Source organism: Nereida ignava (genome assembly GCF_047114695.1).
Taxonomy (GTDB): Bacteria; Pseudomonadota; Alphaproteobacteria; order Rhodobacterales; family Rhodobacteraceae; genus Nereida; species Nereida ignava.
This window is the reverse complement of sequence record NZ_CP112885.1, coordinates 1,164,698-1,184,631: the sequence shown is the minus strand read 5'-3', so window position 1 is coordinate 1,184,631 and position 19,934 is coordinate 1,164,698. Positions and strand designations below refer to the sequence as shown.

Below are 19,934 nucleotides of genomic sequence, written 5' to 3'. Positions count from 1 at the left end.
GCTCAAAATTTTGGCACCCGCAGCGATAATGTCGCTTTTGTGCTCTCAAGCTGCCAACTTTAGGGTTTCTTAAATTCGATATGTATGTTTGCTTTATGCCGATTGCTCTGTGGGCCAACCACGGCATCCGCGTTATCAACGCGTCAGAGCCTCAAATATGAGGTTCCAAGCAAGACGCTCAACATAAGAGCCAAAATGAACATGGGAGTTCAAAATATGACACTTAAGTCCAAATTGATGGGTGCTGTCGCTGGCGTAGCTATGCTGACAGGTGCGCAAGCTGCTGTCGCGGCTGGCCACGAAGAAATCACAGTTGCTTACTTCCTTGAGTGGCCGATGCCATTCCAGTTTGCCAAAGTAGAAGGCATGTATGAAGAAGCACTCGGCAAGAAAATTAACTGGGTCTCTTTTGACACAGGCACCGCAATGTCAGCTGCTATGGCATCCGGCGACGTGCAGATTTCTGTAAGCCAAGGTATCCCACCGTTCGTTGTGGCCGCGTCTGCAGGTCAGGACATCCAAGTTGTTGACGTGGCTGTAAGCTACTCAGAAAACGACAACTGCGTTGTTGCCTCTGGCCTTGAGATCGACAAAACATCTGCAGCTGAGCTTGCTGGCAAAAAAGTTGCTGTGCCACTCGGTACTGCTGCGCACTACGGCTTCCTGAGCCAAATGAACCACTTCGGTGTGGATACAGCCGGCATGGAAGTTGTTGACATGGCGCCTGCTGAAGGTGCTGCTGCACTTGCTCAAGGCTCAATCGATATGGCTTGTGGCTGGGGTGGCGCGCTGCGTCGCATGAAAGAGCACGGTAACGTGTTGCTGACAGGCGCAGAAAAAGAAGCACTCGGTATTCTTGTTTTTGACGCGACAACTGCACCAGCAACTTTCATCGCAGAAGAAAGCGACACACTTGCAGCGTTCCTGAAAGTCACAGCAGATGCGAACGCAATGTGGGCGGACAGCGCGAACCACGCCAAAATGCTCCCAGTAATCGCAAAAGACGCGGGTATGTCTGAAGAAGACACAGCTTCAACACTGTCAACATTCAGCTTCCCAACAGTTGACCAACAGCTTTCAGAAGCATGGTTGGGCGGCAACGCGCAAAGCTTCATGAAGGGTGTTGCGGACGTTTTCGTTAACGCGGGCTCAATCCCATCCGCACTCGAAAGCTATAACGCAACAGTGAACACCGCTGGCCTCAAAGCAGCGATGAACTAAACACTTCACGACCTTGGGCAGCGCGATTTTTTGTACCGCGCTGCCCGTTTTTTGAGACGTACATTTTCAACGACAACATCCAACAAATGATCGGAGAGGCGCAATGAGTGGCCTTGAGATAGATAATATATCTATGCGCTTCGAGCTGCCTAATGGTGGCGCGGTGCAAGCTTTGAAAGACGTCAGCCTTGACCTGAAAAAAGGTGAATTGCTGAGCGTTTTGGGGCCTTCGGGCTGTGGTAAAACAACCCTTTTGAACATCGTCGCAGGTTTCCTTGCGCCGACGGGCGGCGAAATTCGCCTGAACGGTGGCACTGTTTCCGGCCCGTCTGCTGACCGTGGCATGGTATTTCAGCAAGGTGCTCTGTTCGAGTGGATGTCCGTGCGCGACAACGTTGGCTTTGGTCCTTCGATGAAGGGCATGCAAGCAGCTGAAAAGCGCGAAAAAGTTGATCATTTGTTGGATGTCGTCGGCCTTCAAGATTTCAAGGAAAAGGCTGTTTACGAATTGTCTGGCGGTATGCAGCAGCGCGTTTCGCTTGCGCGCTGTCTGTGCAACGAACCTGACGTCATCTTGATGGATGAGCCGCTCGGCGCGCTTGATGCGCTGACCCGCGAAAAAATGCAGGGGCTGGTTCTGAAGCTTTGGAAAGAGACCGGCAAAACAATTATCCTGATCACGCACTCTGTTGAAGAAGCGCTTTTGTTGGGTGAACGTCTGCTGGTTATGGCGCCGCGTCCGGGGCGTATTCATAAAGAATACCGTTTACCGTTTGCGGAACTGGGTGTTGGCGCGGACCTTCGCGAAGTCAAAAAGCATCCTGACTACGCGAAAACACGTGAAGAAATTCTGACAATGATCTGGGACATGGAAGAAGAAATCATGGGCCGCAGTGAGGAGAGCGCGTAATGGGACAGATTTTATCTGATCTGGGCGGCGAACTGTTCGTCCTGTTTGTATCTATCGCCCAAGCGCTTCCTGCACTTGTTGGCTACATCGCGATTATCTTGCTGGCGATGACTGTTTGGCGGTTCATTCGCCGTCAAATGACCCCCAAGGCCGATTATACATCGCTCAAAACCGTTACTTTTGGTGACGAAAGCGCAGTGGTATCGGACAAAGCCGCGTCGTTCATTTCAATCGCGCTGATCTTTGTTATCTGGGGCGCTTTCACAGGCTCCAACTGGTTGCCTGGTATGTTCCACGCACCCGGTCCATTTGTTGGTGACAGCAGCTTTGTCTACACAGTTGAAGATGCCAACGGAAACCAAGACGAGGCGACGGTTTTCGTTTCCGTCTTTGAAAAAGGCGCAGAAGTTCCAAGCCAGGAAGTGGCGGCGGGCACTGGCTTTGCCAAGGATGACTTTTTGGCTGTTCAGGCGTATCGTTCGAAGCTGATCCTTTGGGACAAGAATGACGAAACTAACCGCTCTGAAGGGGCGAAAATTGTTTCTGTGGATGGCCGCGCAATTAGCAAAGACAACGCCGTTGATGTGGGCTTTGGCCGTGTTGCGTTGACCGATAAGGGCACGTTGAACTTTGAACCAGGCAAGGGCTGGCAGATGGAAAATATCTGGCTTCCAGCACCTGACTCTGTGGCGTCGCGCCTCGTGTCTGTCTGGGCTGAGGGGTATCAAAACGTCACCTTGGCTGAGCACCTGTCGTTCTCTCTTTTCCGTGTGATCGTCGGCTTTTTCCTTGGTGCGTTGGTCGGTATTCCGCTTGGCTATGCGATGGGTTTGTCTGACTGGTTCCGTGGTTGGTTTGATCCAATCGTTGAATTCATGCGTCCCGTGCCACCTCTGGCGCTGATCCCGCTGGTCATTATCTGGGCCGGCATTGGCGAGCAGGGTAAAATCATTCTGCTGTTCTTGGCAGCTCTTTGGATTATGGCGATCGGCGCACGGTCCGGTGTGTCTGGTGTGAAAATTTCCAAGGTGCACGCGGCCTACTCTTTGGGTGCGTCCAAGGTCCAGATTTTGCGCCACGTGATCATTCCAAACTCACTGCCGGAAATCTTCACCGCAGCACGGGTTGCGATGGGGGTCTGCTGGGGCACAGTGGTTGCAGCAGAGTTGGTCGCGGCTGAAAAGGGCGTGGGCAAAATGATTGTGGCCGCTTCTAAATTCCAAGACACTGACATTGTTTTGATGGGGATCATTCTGATCGGCATCATTGGCTTTGGCATCGACGTTCTGATGCGTTTGGCTGAAAAATGGTTGGTCCCTTGGAAGGGTAAAGGTTGATTTGTAAAAGGAGGCTTTCTTGGAAGCTGACTATGTAATTATTGGATCCGGCTCAGCCGGGTCCGCGATTGCGGCCCGTCTCGGTGAGGCGGGCTGCGATGTTTTGGTTCTTGAGGCAGGCGGTTCCGATTGGGGCCCGCTTATCAACATGCCCGGTGCGCTATCGTTTCCGCTTAATATGAAGCAATACACATGGCTCTATGAGACAGAGCCAGAGCCGCATTTAGGCGGCCGCAAGATCATTGCACCGCGCGGCAAAGTGACGGGTGGGTCTTCTTCAATTAACGGGATGATCTATGTCCGTGGCCATGCAATGGACTACGATGGCTGGGTTGAGGCCGGAGCAGATGGCTGGGGCTACGCCGATGTGCTGCCTTACTTTCAGCGCATGGAAAACTGGAGCGGCGGTCCTTCAGATTTCCGCGGCGGGGATGGGCCGCTGCACGTCAGCAAAATGCCCCAAGAAAACCTGCTCTATCACGCATTTGTCGAAGCTGGCGCGCAGGCCGGTTTTGAAGTGACAGAAGATTACAACGGCACCAAGCAAGAAGGCTTTGGGGCGTTCGACGCCACAATCCACAAAGGCTCGCGTTGGTCTGCGGCCAAGGCATATTTGAAGCCTGCACTGGCTAAGGGCAAAGTGCGGCTGAAGAAATGCGAGGCCCACAAGCTGCGCTTTGACGGTAAACGCTGTGTCGGCGTGGAAACGTCAAAAGGTTTTGTGAAGGCGCATAAAGAGGTGATCGTAAGCGCATCAGCTTTTAATTCCCCCAAACTTTTGATGCTGTCAGGCATCGGGCCAGCAGCACACCTCCAAGAGCACGGCATTGAGGTGATCGCGGACAGGCCGGGGGTCGGGCAGAACCTTCAAGACCATCTTGAACTCTATATTCAGCAAGCCTGTACTCAACCGATCACGTTGTTCAAACATTGGTCGCTATGGGGCAAATTCAAAGTTGGCTTGGAGTGGGTTTTGAACCGCTCGGGGGCGGGGGCCAGTAACGGCTTTGAAAGCTGTGCGTTTGTGCGCTCAAAAGCGGGTGTGAAGTACCCCGACATTCAGTATCACTTTTTGCCAATTGCCGTGAAATACAACGGTGAGGCCGCTGCCGAAGGGCACGGCTGGCAGGCGCATGTGGGGCCAATGCGGTCAAAATCGCGTGGCCAAGTGACGCTGCAATCTGCTGATCCCGCAGCCGAGCCTAAGATTTTGTTCAACTACATGAGCCACCCAGATGATTGGAAGGACTTCCGCCACTGCATTCGCCTCACGCGTGAAATCTTTAGTCAGGCGGCTTTTGATCCATATCGCGGCAAAGAAATCCAGCCCGGCGCAGATGTGCAAACGGACGCAGAGCTTGATGCATTTATCGCCGAGCACGTTGAAAGCGCATATCACCCATGTGGCACCTGCAAGATGGGCCGGGCGGATGACCCAATGGCTGTGGTTGATCCTGAATGTCGCGTTATCGGCGTTGACGGCCTGCGGGTTGCGGACAGCTCGATTTTCCCGAATGTGACCAATGGCAATCTCAACGCGCCGTCGATCATGACGGGTGAGAAAGCGGCTGACCATATTTTGGGCCGCGCGCCATTGCCACCCAGCAATCTTGAGCCGTGGATCAATCCGAACTGGGAAATCTCTGATCGCTAGACGCCCGCGTGGTTGTTTGGCATCAAGAGGGCGGGCGATGTGCGCCCACGAGGTGAACTTCAGATGACGCGACACACTATTTTGCTGACGGGCGGGCTTGGCTACATTGGCTCGCATACGGCTGTCGCATTGGTTGAGGCGGGCTACCAAGTTGTGATCCTTGATAATCTGTCAAATTCTGAGCGTTCCGTGTTTGATGCACTTGGCACGTTGGTTGGCCACAATCATCTGACTTTCATCGAGGGCGATGTCACGGATGCGGCTACTCTGGAGCGGGTATTTTCAGATCACGCATTCTTTGGTGTGGTGCATTTTGCTGCCCTCAAATCTGTGGCCGAGAGCGAGGCGCAGCCGCTGGCATATCTGGAAACAAATATCGGTGGTCTTTTGACGCTGCTGCGCGCGATGGAGCAGGCCGAGGTTTTCAATTTGGTTTTCTCGTCATCCGCGACTGTTTACGGTGATCAGGAGATTTTCCCCATCCCCGAAACGGCCGAGCGTTCTGCCGTCAACACATATGGATTTACCAAGCTTAGCTCTGAACAAATGCTTGAGCGTGTTGGCAGCAATGATGATCGGTGGTCGTTTGGGGTGTTGCGCTATTTTAACCCCATCGGTGCCCACGAAAGTGCCGCAATCGGCGAGCGTCCTAATGGCATACCTGCCAATTTGCTCCCCTACATTGATCGCGTGGCTACCGGCAGTCTGCCGGAATTAGTTGTGTACGGTGATGATTACCCTACCCCTGATGGCACCGGCGTGCGCGACTATATCCACGTCATGGATTTGGCCGAAGGGCACGTGCGCTCACTTGATGCGATTGAGGCCACGGGCCAAGGGCACACCGTCAATATTGGGACTGGGCAGGGCTATTCCGTTCTTGAGGTTATCCGTGCCTATGAGGCGGTGTCCGGCATCAAGATACCCTACCGCGCCGCGCCGCGCCGTGCAGGGGACGTTGCTGTTTATTTAGCGGATGCAACTTTGGCCCGTGAGGTGCTGGGGTTCGAGACCAAGCGCGATCTGTTTGATATGTGCCGATCGAACTGGGCATGGATACAGAAAGACGCCTGATAGCGTCAAAATGCAGCGGTAGGCTTAGGGCTACGTTGCGTTTTGTAAAGGGTACATATGCAACTGCCCCTATACAAACGGCTCACAACACTCTAGTGGCGCACTCAACCAAGTGAATCGTTGATCATATCGTCCCCCGTATATCCTTCAGGGGCCAACGACCTTATTGAAAGACCCTGACGTGAAAAAAACCATCGCTGACGCTCTGGCCGCCAAAGGCTACGACAAACTTACTCCGGTCCAAGAGGCGGTCTCTGATCCGGCTCTTACTGGTGCTGATATGCTGGTTTCAGCACAGACAGGATCGGGCAAAACGGTCGGCTTCGGGCTTGCGATTGCGCCGACGCTTTTGGGCGATGGTGATGGTTTTGAGCGGGCAAGCACCCCTCTGGCGTTGATCATTGCACCAACTCGCGAACTTGCGATGCAGGTAAAGCGCGAACTGGCATGGCTTTATGGGCCAGCCGGTGCGGTGATGGCGTCTTGCGTTGGTGGGATGGACATGCGTGACGAGCGTCGTGCGCTTGACCGTGGTGCACATATTGTCGTGGCAACACCGGGCCGCCTGCGCGATCATATTATGCGTGGTTCAATCGATCTAAGCCAGACACGCGCTGTGGTTCTGGATGAAGCCGATGAAATGCTTGATCTGGGCTTTCGCGAAGATCTTGAATTTATCTTGGGCGAAGCGCCGGATGAGCGGCAAACATTACTGTTCTCGGCCACTGTGCCAAAGGCCATCGCGAACCTTGCGAAAAGCTACCAAAAAGATGCGGTGCGGGTCTCGACCAAAGCTGAAACATCGCAACACGCTGATATTGAATATCATGCAATGGCTGTATCACCTCGCGATGGTGAGAACGCCATTATAAACGTGCTTCGCTACTACGAGGCGCCAAACGCGATTGTTTTCTGCAATACCCGCGCGATGGTAAACCGCATCACGACACGCCTGTCGAACCGTGGTTTTTCGGTTGTGGCGCTTTCTGGTGAGCTGTCCCAAAACGAGCGGACACACGCGCTGCAAGCCATGCGTGACGGTCGTGCCCGCGTTTGTGTTGCGACAGATGTTGCTGCGCGCGGCATTGATTTGCCGAACCTTGATCTTGTTGTGCACGCTGAACTGCCGGGTAGCCACGAGACGATGTTGCACCGTTCTGGCCGTACGGGCCGTGCGGGTCGCAAGGGTGTGTCTGCGCTGATCGTCACGCCAAAAGTGCGCAAAAAAGCCGAACGTATTTTAGGTATGGCAAAGGTTCAGGCGGTGTGGGGCCAAGCGCCTTCTGCTGATGCCGTGAACGCCCGTGATGATGAGCGGATGTTGGCGGATCCCGCATGGTCTGAGGCAATCGCTGAAGGTGAGATGGAAGCCGTATCAGGTCTTGCTGCCCAATTCACGCCCGAGCAATTGGCCGCTGCTTATTTGCGTTTGTATAAAGCCAACCGCTCTGCACCAGAAGAGCTGGGTGCTGCCGACGCTGCACCAAAACCGCGCGAAGAATTTGGCGCTAGCACATGGTTCTCTGTGGCCGGTGGCCGCAAGGATGGTGCTGAGCCGCGCCGTTTGCTGCCTATGCTCTGCAAAGCTGGTGGTCTTGATAAAGACGACATCGGTGCAATCCGAATTCAGCAAGACGAGAGCTATGTTCAAATTCGTGACGAATCCGTCGAACGTTTTTTGGCTGAGATTGGTTCTGACATGAATGTGGAAGGCGCCAAGCTGACGAAGCTGGACCGGGCACCGAACCTTGGTGCATCTGGTCCACGCGGCGGCGGTGCGCCGCGGGGTGGCAAGCCTGCCTATAAAGGCTCCAAACCCAAGGGTGATTGGCATCCTGCTGGTCCAAAAGGCGAGGGCAAAGGAGCTGCGCGCCGTGAGGACGCGCCGCGCAAACCGCGCACCAAGAAACCCCGCAGTGATGAGCAAGCCGCAGCGCCGTATCGTGCGCCACGTGAAAACCTGACTGAAACCCACGAAGGTGCGGTTAAGCCGCGTAGCCCTAAAGGTGCAGGGAAACCAAGTGGAAAGCCCGGTGGAAAACCTTCTGGCAAGCCATACGGTAAATCTGGCCCCAAAGGCCCACCGCCCCCTAAAGGCAAATCAAATAGCAAAAAGAACCAAGCGCGCAATGCTGCCGCAAAAGCCGAAGGTGGGCCGCGTAAGCCACGCACCAAGTCGAATGGTCCAAAGCGTTAGATTGATATATTTACCCTTCTTGGGATTATGTGTTTAACAAGCGCCAGCACCTTATGTGCTGGCGCTTTTGCGTTGTCCCTATGTTGGAACTGCTCTGCGATGCTTCATGATACCACCACGACGCCACAGCTGTTTGAGCTTTATGTCGGTCATGGCTTTTGTGATTATGAAGCGTCCGCCGTGACGCACACCCTGAACATTGCCAATGAAGTTCTTGCACGTACCGCTTTTGACTGGCGTTTTGTGGCGGAAACACCAGGCGTGGTACAGGGCCTGACAGGCGGGCTTTTGCGCGCCGAGCCTTTGATCGATGATCACAACGTAGCAGATGTTCTGATCGTGGTTGGTGGTAAATCAGGGGCTGCCGCTGGCTGGCAGCGCCGCGCGCGTCAAATGCAGCGTTTGGGGCGGCCGGCAGTTTTGCTGTCTGATGCTGCAACGGCCTATATTGAGCTTACGAAAACCCCCCCCGGTCATGTGACGACCCATTGGCGCGACGCGGTCGCCCTTAATGAAACTGGGTATTACCCCAACCTTACCGCACGTTTTTCTGAAAACAGCGGTGGTATCATTACTGCTGCGGGCATGGGTGCGACGGCGGAGCTAATCATCGGTCTGATTTCAAGCAGTCTTGAGGCCGCACAAGTTGCCGAGTTGGGAAACCGCCTTTTGCTGCATACCTTACGCAAAAGCGATGCAGAGCAACCAAAGGACATTGCTGATAATCAGGGCCTTTTTGATGCGCAGGTCACCGAAGCGATCCGTCTGATGGAAGAGACCATTGCGGACCCAATTTCCATGGCTGATTTGACCGATCAGCTAGGTCTGTCGACACGCAGCCTTGAGCGGACGTTTCGCAAGGTATTCGATGACACGCCTGCGCGGTTCTATAAGCGGCTTCGCACGAAACGCGCCCGTAACATGATTGAAGAAACCTTGTTGCCGATTGTTGATGTGGCGGTTGCCACGGGATTTGGCTCTGTTGATACAATGTCGAAGGCAGTGCGCGAGGAATATGGGCTTAGCCCCGCAAAAATGCGCGCCCGCAAAAAGATTAAGCTTTTGAAATACGACTAACGTACACTGCTGGGTTTATATGCGGCTCTTTTGATACGTTTGCCAAATTCCGCTGCGCAGTGCGTTGCCAAAGCCGCGGCGTGCATTTCATATTGTGCATATTCATGAGTGAATTTCGAGTAACCAGTAAGGTTTGGCAAATTGGTACAGATCGTCAAAATCGGTCGGCGTGCGGCACTCCTCGGGGGCGGAGCCGCTGTGGGTGTTGCGGTTTCCAAAGGGTTCTCGGCGTCGAACCCCACGATTGCGGGCACCCGTATGGTCAAACCGCTTGGGGCGGGCAAAACCTTAAACGACGCCAGTGAGTTGAATGAGACATCAATCTTCAAGCACATAACCCTGCGCGAGGACCAAGGTGAGAAATTGGTTGCGGCGCTCAGAGCCGAACTTGCAGATGCGAGCGCAAATAACCGCGCCGTAAACGTGGGGGCTGCGCGTCACTCAATGGGGGGGCAGGCAATTCCACGTGGCGGTCACGCCATTACGTTTGAGAATGCGTATATAGAGCTTGATACGGAAAACAGTGTGATGCGCCTTCATGCGGGTGCGCGCTGGCGGGATGTGATCAATGCTGCGGATCCTGTTGGGCTTGGCCCACGTGTCATGCAATCCAACAATGATTTTGGGGTTGCGGCGACCTTTTGTGTGAATGCCCACGGTTGGCCTGTGAAAGAGGGGCCAATGGGCAGCACTGTTCGCGCCTTTGAAATGTTGCTGCCAGAGGGCGAATTGGTGCGATGCTCTCGATCGGAAAATAGTGATTTATTCAACATGACGATGGGTGGCTATGGCCTAACAGGCATTGTCACACAGATGGACGTGGACCTCGCAAAAAATGTGCGCCTTGAGCCTACATTTGAAGAAGTGCCCGCAGAGAGTTTGGGTAAACGCTTTGTTGAGGTACTGAAGGACCGCACCGTCAATATGGCCTACGGGCGGCTTAATGTGGGGCGTGATGATTTTATGATGCGCGGTTTACTTGTGTCGTACCGGCCAAGTGCTGATCAAAGTGCACTTCCTGCGGCGCAAGGCTCGGGTGTGGCGGCGAAAATTGCGAGCCGCATTTACCGTGCCCAGCTTGGTAACGAACGAATGAAAAAGCTGCGGTGGTGGTTTGAGGCGGATGTAGCGACGAAGCTGGCGGGTGGGCCTACAACGCGTAACAGTTTGATCAATGAGCCTGTGCACACGCTTGATGATCGCGACCCTAAGCGAACGGACATTTTGCACGAGTACTTTGTCGCACCAGAACGTTTTGCGGAATTTGTGATCATTTGCAGGACCGTCATTCCTGCCTCGTATCAAGAATTTCTCAACGTCACCTTGCGGTTTGTCGATACCGATGAAGAAAGCTGGCTGAGTTACAGCACAACACCGCGGATCGCTGCGGTGATGTCATTTAGTCAGGAAATGACTGCCCGCGCAGAGGCTGACATGCAGCGGATGACCCAAGAATTGATTGACGGAGTCGTTTCGATCGGGGGCACATATTATTTGCCGTATCGCCCTCACGCGCGATTGGATCAGCTGACAGCGGCCTATCCACGCGCTGCTGAGTTTGCCGCTGCAAAGCGCCAGATGGACCCAAAGCTGATCCTGCGGAATAACTTTTGGGACAGGTATTTGGGGGTGTTATGAGTTTGCTACAAAAGATTTCGGTTGGGTATTTTGTAGTGCTTTTGGCAGCAGCATCGTTGAACTACGTTCCCTGTATCACAGACGATCAAGGCTTGGCCTTTGGTATTTTCGTTGCTCTAAAGAGAAGTTGGCTGGGATGGTAGGATTCGAACCTACGGTACACTGTACCAAAAACAGTTGCCTTACCACTTGGCTACATCCCAACGCTGAGCGGTTATCTACTTCGATGGTTTGACTGGTTCAAGGGGGGAAATGACAAATTACTATCTAAATTTAGAGATAGACTTTAGATCGTCTGGTCATATGCCCCGACGCTTGGTTCTGTACGGATGATTGCATCGATGTCTGCAAAAATATCACGCATCTCTGCTTCTGATTCCGGACTTTCGCAGACGACTACAAGGTTGGGTGTGTTTGAACTTGCCCGTACCAAGCCCCAAGCGCCATTTTCCAATATGATGCGTGCGCCGTTGACGGTTACAACATCTTTGATTGCCCGTCCGCCGATGGTGCCACCTTGCTCAAAATGTGCGGTAATCTTCGCAACGATCCGGTCGAGGGCCGCGTATTTCTCGGTATCCGCACAGTAGGGGGACATTGTCGGTGTGGCCCATGTCCGCGGCAGCGCTTTTCGAAGGTCAGACATTTTGGCGTTAGGATTGCGGTCCATGAGTTTACAGATTTCAACGGCCACTCGCATCCCGCAGTCGTAGCCACGCCCAATTGGTTCAGCGAGGAAGTAGTGACCGGATTTTTCAAAACCTGCCAACGCGCCCAGTTCTTTTACACGGCGCTTCATGTGGCTGTGGCCTGTTTTCCAATAGTCAGCTTTAGCGCCATTCTTCTGAAGTTCTGGGTCTGACGCAAAAAGGCCGGTTGATTTCACATCCGCTACAAACAGCGCATCTTTGTGTAATTTGGACAGATCGCGCGCCATGATGACGCCGACTTTGTCCGCAAATATTTCCTCACCCTCATCATCGACAACACCGCATCTATCACCGTCCCCATCAAAGCCGAGCGCTAAGTCCGCCCCTGTTGCCAGCACGGTTTTGGACATATCGTGCAGCATTTCCATGGCTTCTGGGTTGGGGTTGTAATGGGGGAAGGTGTAGTCAAGTTCAGTATGGCTATGAACCACCTCAACGCCGATGCGCTCAAACAGATCGGGTCCAAAAGCTGCTGCCGTGCCGTTGCCGGCGGCGCATACCACTTTAAGCGGTCTGCTCATTTTGAAATCACCCACAAGGTCATCAAGATAAGCCTCGCGTACCCCGTCCACAAATTCATATTGCCCACCGGCGCGTGGCTCACCTTCACCGTTTAGAACGATGTCGCGGAGCTCGCTCATTTCATCAGGGCCATGGGTGAGGGGGCGTTCAAACCCCATTTTGACCCCTGTCCAGCCGTTTGGATTATGGCTTGCAGTGACCATGGCGACTGCTGGTGCATCAAGGTGGAACTGTGCAAAATAGGCCATTGGCGAGACCGCAGGACCGATATCTTTGACGTGAATTCCAGCTTGCATAAGCCCAAGCATGAGCGCGTTTTTGATCGAAAGCGAATAATCCCGATAGTCGTTGCCCACTGCAATCACGGGCTCAATCCCGCGGCGATGCATTTGGGTGCCAAGCCCCAATCCCAACGCGGTTATGCCCGGCAGGTTGATGTCATCTGGGTATTTCCAACGTGCGTCGTATTCACGAAACCCCGTTGTGGTGATCATTGCATCACGTAGGAATGACCAAGTGTTTGGCGCGACGGTTGGGTGTGGTTTGACCATGAGGATGCTGTCCGATCAGAGGCGTATAGGGTTTGACTTTGCCAATTTGTCGAACGCGGCCCAGCTTTCGATCAACGCAGGCATGTCGCGCAAATAGATCATGTTAGGCCCGTCGCATGGCGCGTTGTCTGGATCTTCGTGAGTTTCGGTAAAGAGGGCCGCAATGCCAAGCGAAACGGCTGCACGTGCCAATACAGGGGCCAACTCACGCTGCCCACCAGACGCAGAGCCCAAGCCACCGGGTTTGGCAACTGCATGGGTGGCATCCATCACAACCGGATAGCCTGTTTTAGCCATTTCAGGCAGCGAACACATGTCGACCACAAGGTTGTTGTAACCAAAAGATGCGCCGCGTTCTGTCAATAAAAGCTTGTTGTTTCCTGTGCTTTCTACTTTGGCGACAACGTTTGCCATGTCCCAAGGGGCCAAAAACTGACCCTTCTTGATGTTGATCGCGGCACCTGAGCGACCTGCTGCCAGCAAAAGTGCGGTTTGGCGGCACAAGAATGCAGGGATTTGCATGATATCTACAACGCTTGCCACAGGCTCACATTGGTCTTCGCTGTGAATGTCTGTGATCACGGGGCATCCAATTGCGTTGCGAACCCCCTCAAGAACGGCCAGCCCTTTATCAAGCCCAAGCGGGGCAGGCGCATTTAAAGACGTGCGGTTGGCTTTATCGTAGCTTCCCTTGAACACATATTGCACACCCGCTGCGGCGCACGCTTCGGCAAGGGTGCCTGCGATCATTTGCGCATGGTCAGCACTTTCAAGTTGGCACGGCCCTGCAATCAAGGTGAGGGGGGCGTCGTTAGAAATGGACAGCGCCCCTACGTTTACGGTTTTCATTAGCTTGTCACCTGTTCTCTGAGGATGGACGCAGTTAGCGAAATCATCAGATAGATACCAGCAAAAATCAGGAATGCCAGAATGGTGTTCTCAAACTTGCGCGGATAGCTTGCCTCGTCTGGCGGAACAGGGGCCACGGCAATTGACAGATAGCGGACCTGCCGTTCGGCCTCGACCCGCGCCGTTTCGAGTGATTGCAGTGATTGTTGCAACAGGGCCGTGCGGGTTTGGTAGTCTTCTTCAGCGGCGCGCAGCTCTGCATTCTTGCGCGCTTGGTTGTTGGCATCGCCCCCCGTGGATGTCATTTGCGCCTGCACGTCCGCGATTTTTTCTTCAAGGCGCCGGATTTCGGCGCGGGTGCCATCTACGCGGGCTTGATTAGGGCGGCGATTATCAAGCAGACTGGCCAACGTGAGCTCTTTTTCCAAAAGCAGCGATTGCAGTTGTTGCATCTCGCTTTGCAAAAGCGCGTTAGCCGCAGCAGGGTTCAGAACACCAAGACTTTCTTGCAGGCGCGTCACACGAGAAAGCGCCTCAACCCGTTCGGCTTCCGCGGCCTCATAGCTTTCACGTGCGCCTTTCATGGCGTCTTCACGCACACGCAGCGAGATATTGTCGACGCGTTCCTCAGCATAGGCCACGAGCCGTTCTGCGAAAAGCGCACTGGTTTCAGGATCGGCTGCGATGACCTCCATGCGCACAATCCCTTCGGTGGGATCATAACCGATCTTCACTTTCTTTTTGTACAGCTTATAGGCCGCAGAATTGGTGGTATCAGGTGCAAGCCGCTTGAGGGTATCAATGTTTTCTTGTGAGAAATGCTCCTTAAACCCAAGGTCTTCATCAAGCCGGAGCATCGCCTCGGGCGATTGTAGATACCCTTGTACGGCGATGCTGTCTTGGGACGTGGCGATGGGCGAGCCTCCGAAAAGACTTGCGGCACCGGACGCGCCCGGTGGCTCTGCTTGCTGGATGAGGAACTCGGATTTGGTGGCGTACATTGGTGTCGCGAGAACATAGAAATAATACCCCGCGATCAATGTGGGCAAAAAGACAAAGGCGCTCAGCCGCGAGATCAAAAGCAATAGTTTGCGGCGGCGGCGTTTTGCGATGTCTTGTTGGATGCGCCTAATTTCGAGGGCGCGATCGTCCGGCGATGCCACCTCGGTTGAGGGTAGCTGTGCTTTGCCGTTTTGGGTGGTTTGGGGCAATTGAATGCGCCCAAGGGCTTGGCGCACCGCTTCTTCATCGCGGGCCGTGTTGCCACTTTGGGCCACGTTTGAAGCTGCGGCGCCTGCGTTGGTATTGCTCTCAGGCATGACCAAATCAAGCGTGTCGGCCCGTTGAAACGGATCAATCCCTTTTTCGCGCAGCAACCTGATTGCATCAAAATCGGATGTGGGTGCGAGCCCGTGTTTTTGTGCCACGCGTCGCGCCATGCGCAGCTGACGACCGGTCAGCCCCTCTTGGCGGATCGCATCAAGCGGCCCCTCAACGGCCTTGAGCGGAGTAGTACCTTGAGGTGTCGGTGTTTCGGCCGCTGCCTGATCCAGTGCGGGCGTTGCACCTTGAACGGGGCGGCGGATCCTAAACTTTTGCGCCTTGGGTTTGGTAGTCATAAAGTTGCTTAGCCTCTTCCAAGGTTTCAAACATATTCAATTGGCCGTTCATCAAAACGGCGGCTTGTTTGGCGTGTTTTTCCAAAGTCTCTGCTTGGTGCGACACGATGATAACGGTCGTTGTCCGGAACCGCTCTTTCAGGATTTCTGCGGCTTTGCGGTTGAAGTTCACATCCGTGGTTGAGGGCATTCCCTCATCGATGAGGTAGACATCAAAATCGAGCGCAAGCATTAGCGCAAAAGTAAAACGCGCACGCATGCCTGACGAAAAGGTGCCGACAGGCATGTCGAAATATTCATCGATGTCACACATCCAGCGGCAGAATGCTTCGACATAATCGGGGTCTAGCCCGTAAAGCCGTGCGATATACCGTGAGTTGTCCATGGCCGTGTGTCTGTTGGTCACGCCGCCCATAAAGCCCAAAGGAAACGAGATGCGGCAACTGCGCCTGATCTCGCCCTCATCTGGTTTTTCGAGCCCCGCCATCATGTTGATCAGGGTGGTCTTGCCGGTGCCATTAGGCGCAAGGATGCCCAAGGATTTGCCAAGCTTGACCCGAAAGCTTACCCGATCCAGGATCACTTTACGCTGTGTCCCCGTCCAGAATGATTTGCTGACATTTTCAAACTCGAGCATTGGCTCCGGTTCCTGACACTACACCTCGCGCTCGGTAACGGTACAAAGCGGGTTTCTTCCGCCAATCAATAGGAACGCAATTGGGCATTATTATGTCTGTTTTTGAAAACAATTGCCACGTTTCGGGCGGACTGGTTAAACGAAAAAGGGCCCCAGCGGTGACTGGAGCCCTTCAAATTATGCGAAAATCTGCCGATGATCCAGTTAGGCTTGCTGTTTCTCAACCCGCAACAATTTGCCTGCGATGAATGACGCCACAGCAGCAAAGAAGCTAAAGAGCGCCCCCATTTTCGCAGCGTCTTGAACGGGCCCAGCGTCAAAGGCCACTGAGGCCACAAAAAGCGAAACCGTAAAGCCAATAGCCGCCACAAAACCAATCACGATCAGATCAACAAGACGCATCCCTTGGGGCAGCCCAAGACCCAGAGGGCGTGCTGCGATCCATCCGAAGATAAAGATACCAACAGGCTTACCGATCAGCAGACCCGCAAGAACAAGCCATGTCGCATCGCCAATAGAGCTGAACTCAACACCGGCATTCAGCAGACCAAAGAAGAACAAGATGATCTCTACGGGGTGCTTCAACGCGTGCTCGATCTTGTTGAGCAAGTCTGTCAAATACTGCTCGGCCTCGCTGAAAATACCAAAAGCGCGGTCAGCATGCGGAATGGTTGGCACGATCGGCAAAAGGCCCAATGCGGGGTGAAGGCCCGAACGCATGAAGCCGTACCAGCTGATGCAGGCAGCAATGGCATAGGGCAGGAAATGCAGCTTGGTGCGTACCCATGTGCTAACAGGGCGCATTTGGTTTCCTCTGTCCATTTTGCGCGGCAGCCAGTTGGCCAAGAGAAACACACCGATGGCAGCGCCAAATGAGGCTAGCAGCCAAACCGGAGCCAATTCGCCCGATGGGTAGAAAATCGCCAAAATGATGAGGCCCGCAGCATCATCTGCGATTGCCAGCAACAACAAAAAGCGTACCGCAGGGTGGCCTGCGCCAAACACAAGGCGTCCAACGAGGTAGCTGAATGCGATGTCTGTTGCCGTTGGAATTGCCCACCCGTTAGCGACTGCGCTGAACTTGTCTTCACCAAGCAAAAACGCCAACCCAAGGTACACAGAAATCGGACCAACCATGCCGCCGAGTGTGGCAAACAAAGGTGTTGCCGCTTTCTTGCCACGCAGCGAGCCTTCTTTGAGGATCACGGCCTCCCAGACCTCTTTTGCGGCGATTGCAAAGAACAGCGCCATCAAAATATCATTCACCAGATAGTGTAGGGTGAGGGTGCGATGTCCATCATGAAGGTGCCCGATCGGCGCATGATCCCAAATAGTGAACTCTACAAAATGGTGGTAGCTTTCGGCGTTAATGTTTGCCCAAATCAGCGCGATCAATGCTCCGGCAATGAGCAAAAGCGAGTAATTGGTGACGAAATTCCAGACGCGGTACATGGTGTCTTCCCGTATTATTGTGCCAGCTGCCTACGCCAACTGGTTCAACGGTTCAACGCCCATTGCGTCAGGCGATCGCCTGCCAGACCAACCCTGCGCTGACAGAACCGACGAATGCCAGTCCAAGATACGCTGCGAAAACTTTGCGTTTCACAAGCGCGTAGACTGCAATCGCTGCGGGAATACAGCTTACGCCACCGGCCATCATGAATGACAGCGCTGCGCCTTGTGACATGCCTTGATCCACCAAGCCCGCAACAAGTGGGACCGCTGCGTAGCCGTTGAGATAGGCAGGACCGCCCAAAATTGCACCAAGAATAACCGGCTGCACGCCTTCACCACCCAAAAAGCCCGCGACAAATTCGGCCGGAACATAGCGCGTCATCATGGCCTCAAAAATATACGCGATGAGCAGCCATTTGAACAAAAACACTCCGTTTGTAAGGGTGGTTTCACGGAAAGTAGCAGTGCGGTCAGCTTCGCCCCAGAATTTCCATTGCGGCTTTTGATCAAATCCCGAAGGACCAGATGATTTTGAGCAGCAAGACTTCACGGGGGCAATCTTTAGTGGGTCGCTGAAGACGGCGGTGCCAGATAGCAGCTGCGTGACCAGACCGCCGCCGATGCCGACACTGATTGCCGCCACGGTTTTTGCGATTGCAAAGTCAAAGCCAAGGGCGGATCCGGTGATCGCGAATTGGGCAGGGTCCATCAATGGCGACGCTAGCCACAGTGCCATGACCGCCCCAAGGGGCGCCCCAAGCGCCAAAAGCGCGGAAACAAACGGAATGACCTCGCACGAACAAAACGGCGCCACACCCCCGACAATTGCGGCGAATATAATCATACGAACCGGTGGGCCGGTGAAGGCTTTGGCCACCAGCCCTTCGGCGCCAGTGGCCTTGAGGTAAGCTACAGAAAAGATTGCAAATAAGATAAATGGCGCTGTGTGTGCCAAGCTGCCAAAACCGCTGGCGATTACGGGGCCAAGGGCGTTCAGGTCGAAGAAGGCAAGAGCTGCAAGAGCTGCCAAAGTGACAAGAATTGCTTTGTCCGCCCCGCGCCAAAGTGCTGCAGGTTTGATCGCGCTCGACCGTGTTTGGGATGCGTCGCTCATGATGTAGCCTTTGTATTGTTTGATGCTTCTTGGCCCTGGATGTCGGAACAGCATTCGCCGTCGCTACATTTGCAATCTGGACCACACTGACATGCGGGACCACAGGCACAGCAATTGGCCATCAAAAACCCGCAGAGCGCCTCGATATCGTCGTAGGCGGCACCAACCGAAATAATTGAACGCCCGTGTTTTTGCTGTTGGATTAGACCCGCTGCCGCAAGAATTTTCATGTGATGTGTGAGTGTTGAGCCCGAGACGTCCGACCGCTCTGCCAGCTCTCCGATGCTGAGCCCTTTTGGTCCCGCTTGCACCAGAACACGGAGCACACCCAAGCGTTGTTCGCTGCCTAACGCGGCAAACGTGGATGCAGCTACTGTTAGACTGAGACCGCTGGAGGCGGCGGGGTGCAGAGCGCTTTCATGTTTCATATCCTATATTTCGAAGATATTCGAAACAATAGCAAGCGTTATTTCGATAGGTTTCGAAATGATTTACCTGCGCGCATCTTTCACCTTGTTTGATCGTGGTGAAATCACTACCCCGATGACCGAGCTATACCTTCCAAACATGAGGCCCCCATGTCCAAGACGCCCGTTGATATCGCTTTTGAAAATATGGATGCCTCTGATGCGGCGCGTTTGCGGTTTTATGAGCGGTTAGCGGATGCAGAGTTGTTTATGCTGCTGCTTCAAGAGGCAGACGGTGAAGACGTTGAGCCAGACGTGTTCGATGTTGAGGGCGGGCAGTTCGTATTGGTATTTGACCGCATTGAACGCCTGACAGCATTTGCTGAAAAGCCCGTGCCTTATGTTGCTGTGTCAGGACGCATATTGGCCGCGATGTTAAGCGGACAAGGCATTGGCATGGGTGTCAATCTGGGGCAGTCGTCCGAAATATTGATCCCAAGCGATGCGGTTGAATGGTTGCATGCGACACTTGGAAATCTGCCAACAGAAGTCACCGCGACGCCGAAAGAGATTACACCGCCCAAGGGTCTGCCAGAAGATTTGATCGCGGCACTTGATGCAAAGCTGGCAACCGCCACGGGGCTTGCGCAAAAGGCTGTGCTGGTCGGGGTTGCTTATGATGACGGATCGCGTGGGCATATGCTGGCATTTATTGATGTGGCGGCGGGTGCCGAGAATGCGCTGGCGCGCGCTGTTGGTGAAGCGCTGACGTTCTCGGGGCTTGAGGCGGGTGTCTTGGATGTGGCGTTTCTTGCCTCCCGCGATCCAAGTGTGTCTGCGCTTCTGGCCGCGGGGCTGCAATTTGATCTGCCAGAGTTGTTGATGCCTGAGGCGCCAAAAGCACCCGGGATGGACCCTGCAAATCCGCCGAAACTGCGCTAAGTGGTTGGATGCGGGTGCGA

The 19,934-nt window shown here is 54.0% G+C and carries 16 protein-coding genes and 1 tRNA gene; 9 read left to right on the top strand and 8 right to left on the bottom strand.

Annotated features, from left to right (window positions below):
- Positions 1-216: 216 nt before the first annotated feature.
- The 8 genes from OLX08_RS05860 to OLX08_RS05825 all read left to right on the top strand — a co-directional run bounded on the left by OLX08_RS05860 (position 217) and on the right by OLX08_RS05825 (position 11,108).
- The gene (locus OLX08_RS05860) at positions 217-1,221 is read left to right on the top strand and encodes an ABC transporter substrate-binding protein (protein WP_391483119.1); all 1,005 of its coding nucleotides are present in this window, start codon (positions 217-219) and stop codon (positions 1,219-1,221) included.
- Between the two features lie 103 nt (positions 1,222-1,324).
- Positions 1,325-2,131: a taurine ABC transporter ATP-binding protein gene (locus OLX08_RS05855; RefSeq protein ID WP_391483117.1), complete on the top strand. Its 807-nt coding sequence runs from the start codon at positions 1,325-1,327 to the stop codon at positions 2,129-2,131.
- A gap of 107 nt (positions 2,132-2,238) precedes the next feature.
- Positions 2,239-3,468 (top strand): ABC transporter permease subunit, encoded by a 1,230-nt coding sequence (locus OLX08_RS05850; RefSeq protein WP_334067379.1) that lies wholly within the window; start codon positions 2,239-2,241, stop codon positions 3,466-3,468.
- 19 nt (positions 3,469-3,487) lie between these two features.
- Positions 3,488-5,122: a choline dehydrogenase gene (betA, locus tag OLX08_RS05845; protein ID WP_391483115.1), complete on the top strand. Its 1,635-nt coding sequence runs from the start codon at positions 3,488-3,490 to the stop codon at positions 5,120-5,122.
- A 63-nt stretch (positions 5,123-5,185) separates the two neighbouring features.
- A complete protein-coding gene (gene galE / locus OLX08_RS05840; RefSeq protein WP_391483113.1) occupies positions 5,186-6,196 on the top strand; it encodes a UDP-glucose 4-epimerase GalE in 1,011 nt (336 codons plus the stop codon).
- 181 nt (positions 6,197-6,377) lie between these two features.
- On the top strand, positions 6,378-8,393 hold the full coding sequence (locus OLX08_RS05835; RefSeq protein WP_391483112.1) for a DEAD/DEAH box helicase: 2,016 nt from the start codon (positions 6,378-6,380) through the stop codon (positions 8,391-8,393).
- A 99-nt stretch (positions 8,394-8,492) separates the two neighbouring features.
- Positions 8,493-9,470, top strand: a complete 978-nt coding sequence (locus OLX08_RS05830) for a GlxA family transcriptional regulator (protein ID WP_391483110.1) — start codon at positions 8,493-8,495, stop codon at positions 9,468-9,470.
- A gap of 141 nt (positions 9,471-9,611) precedes the next feature.
- A complete protein-coding gene (locus OLX08_RS05825) occupies positions 9,612-11,108 on the top strand; it encodes an FAD-binding protein (RefSeq protein ID WP_391483109.1) in 1,497 nt (498 codons plus the stop codon).
- A gap of 128 nt (positions 11,109-11,236) precedes the next feature.
- Here the strand turns inward: OLX08_RS05825 and OLX08_RS05820 are convergent.
- The 8 genes from OLX08_RS05820 to OLX08_RS05785 all read right to left on the bottom strand — a co-directional run bounded on the left by OLX08_RS05820 (position 11,237) and on the right by OLX08_RS05785 (position 18,993).
- A tRNA-Gln gene (locus OLX08_RS05820) sits at positions 11,237-11,311 on the bottom strand.
- An 83-nt stretch (positions 11,312-11,394) separates the two neighbouring features.
- Positions 11,395-12,891, bottom strand: a complete 1,497-nt coding sequence (locus OLX08_RS05815; RefSeq protein ID WP_391483107.1) for a phosphomannomutase/phosphoglucomutase — start codon at positions 12,889-12,891, stop codon at positions 11,395-11,397.
- A 15-nt stretch (positions 12,892-12,906) separates the two neighbouring features.
- A complete protein-coding gene (gene kdsA, locus OLX08_RS05810) occupies positions 12,907-13,740 on the bottom strand; it encodes a 3-deoxy-8-phosphooctulonate synthase (protein ID WP_391483106.1) in 834 nt (277 codons plus the stop codon).
- Positions 13,740-15,359, bottom strand: a complete 1,620-nt coding sequence (locus tag OLX08_RS05805) for a capsule biosynthesis protein (RefSeq protein ID WP_391483104.1) — start codon at positions 15,357-15,359, stop codon at positions 13,740-13,742. The genes kdsA and OLX08_RS05805 overlap by 1 nt, the downstream gene beginning before the upstream one ends.
- Positions 15,328-15,996, bottom strand: a complete 669-nt coding sequence (locus OLX08_RS05800; RefSeq protein ID WP_391483102.1) for an ABC transporter ATP-binding protein — start codon at positions 15,994-15,996, stop codon at positions 15,328-15,330. The genes OLX08_RS05805 and OLX08_RS05800 overlap by 32 nt, the downstream gene beginning before the upstream one ends.
- A 204-nt stretch (positions 15,997-16,200) precedes the next feature.
- Positions 16,201-17,448 carry a Na+/H+ antiporter NhaA gene (locus OLX08_RS05795; RefSeq protein WP_048598945.1) on the bottom strand — a complete coding sequence of 416 codons (1,248 nt, stop codon included), beginning with the start codon at positions 17,446-17,448 and terminating at the stop codon, positions 16,201-16,203.
- Positions 17,449-17,515: 67 nt separating this feature from the next.
- Positions 17,516-18,565 (bottom strand): permease, encoded by a 1,050-nt coding sequence (locus tag OLX08_RS05790; RefSeq protein WP_391483100.1) that lies wholly within the window; start codon positions 18,563-18,565, stop codon positions 17,516-17,518.
- Positions 18,562-18,993 carry an ArsR/SmtB family transcription factor gene (locus OLX08_RS05785; RefSeq protein ID WP_391483098.1) on the bottom strand — a complete coding sequence of 144 codons (432 nt, stop codon included), beginning with the start codon at positions 18,991-18,993 and terminating at the stop codon, positions 18,562-18,564. Before OLX08_RS05785 ends, OLX08_RS05790 begins: the two co-directional genes overlap by 4 nt.
- A 150-nt stretch (positions 18,994-19,143) precedes the next feature.
- On the opposite strand from OLX08_RS05785, the gene OLX08_RS05780 reads away from it, so the two are divergent.
- Positions 19,144-19,914, top strand: a complete 771-nt coding sequence (locus tag OLX08_RS05780) for an SseB family protein (protein ID WP_391483096.1) — start codon at positions 19,144-19,146, stop codon at positions 19,912-19,914.
- Positions 19,915-19,934 lie beyond the last annotated feature (20 nt).

Excerpts from the sequence above, each read along its gene's own strand:
- OLX08_RS05850 (WP_334067379.1), top strand. The coding sequence starts at position 2,239 with ATGACTGTTTGGCGGTTCATTCGCCGTCAAATGACCCCCAAGGCCGAT.
- OLX08_RS05860 (WP_391483119.1), top strand. The coding sequence starts at position 217 with ATGACACTTAAGTCCAAATTGATGGGTGCTGTCGCTGGCGTAGCTATG.
- OLX08_RS05785 (WP_391483098.1), bottom strand. The coding sequence starts at position 18,993 with ATGAAACATGAAAGCGCTCTGCACCCCGCCGCCTCCAGCGGTCTCAGT.
- OLX08_RS05790 (WP_391483100.1), bottom strand. The coding sequence starts at position 18,565 with ATGAGCGACGCATCCCAAACACGGTCGAGCGCGATCAAACCTGCAGCA.
- OLX08_RS05800 (WP_391483102.1), bottom strand. The coding sequence starts at position 15,996 with ATGCTCGAGTTTGAAAATGTCAGCAAATCATTCTGGACGGGGACACAG.
- OLX08_RS05795 (WP_048598945.1), bottom strand. The coding sequence starts at position 17,448 with ATGTACCGCGTCTGGAATTTCGTCACCAATTACTCGCTTTTGCTCATT.
- OLX08_RS05780 (WP_391483096.1), top strand. The coding sequence starts at position 19,144 with ATGTCCAAGACGCCCGTTGATATCGCTTTTGAAAATATGGATGCCTCT.
- galE (WP_391483113.1), top strand. The coding sequence starts at position 5,186 with ATGACGCGACACACTATTTTGCTGACGGGCGGGCTTGGCTACATTGGC.
- OLX08_RS05805 (WP_391483104.1), bottom strand. The coding sequence starts at position 15,359 with ATGACTACCAAACCCAAGGCGCAAAAGTTTAGGATCCGCCGCCCCGTT.
- OLX08_RS05830 (WP_391483110.1), top strand. The coding sequence starts at position 8,493 with ATGCTTCATGATACCACCACGACGCCACAGCTGTTTGAGCTTTATGTC.
- OLX08_RS05855 (WP_391483117.1), top strand. The coding sequence starts at position 1,325 with ATGAGTGGCCTTGAGATAGATAATATATCTATGCGCTTCGAGCTGCCT.
- kdsA (WP_391483106.1), bottom strand. The coding sequence starts at position 13,740 with ATGAAAACCGTAAACGTAGGGGCGCTGTCCATTTCTAACGACGCCCCC.
- OLX08_RS05815 (WP_391483107.1), bottom strand. The coding sequence starts at position 12,891 with ATGGTCAAACCACACCCAACCGTCGCGCCAAACACTTGGTCATTCCTA.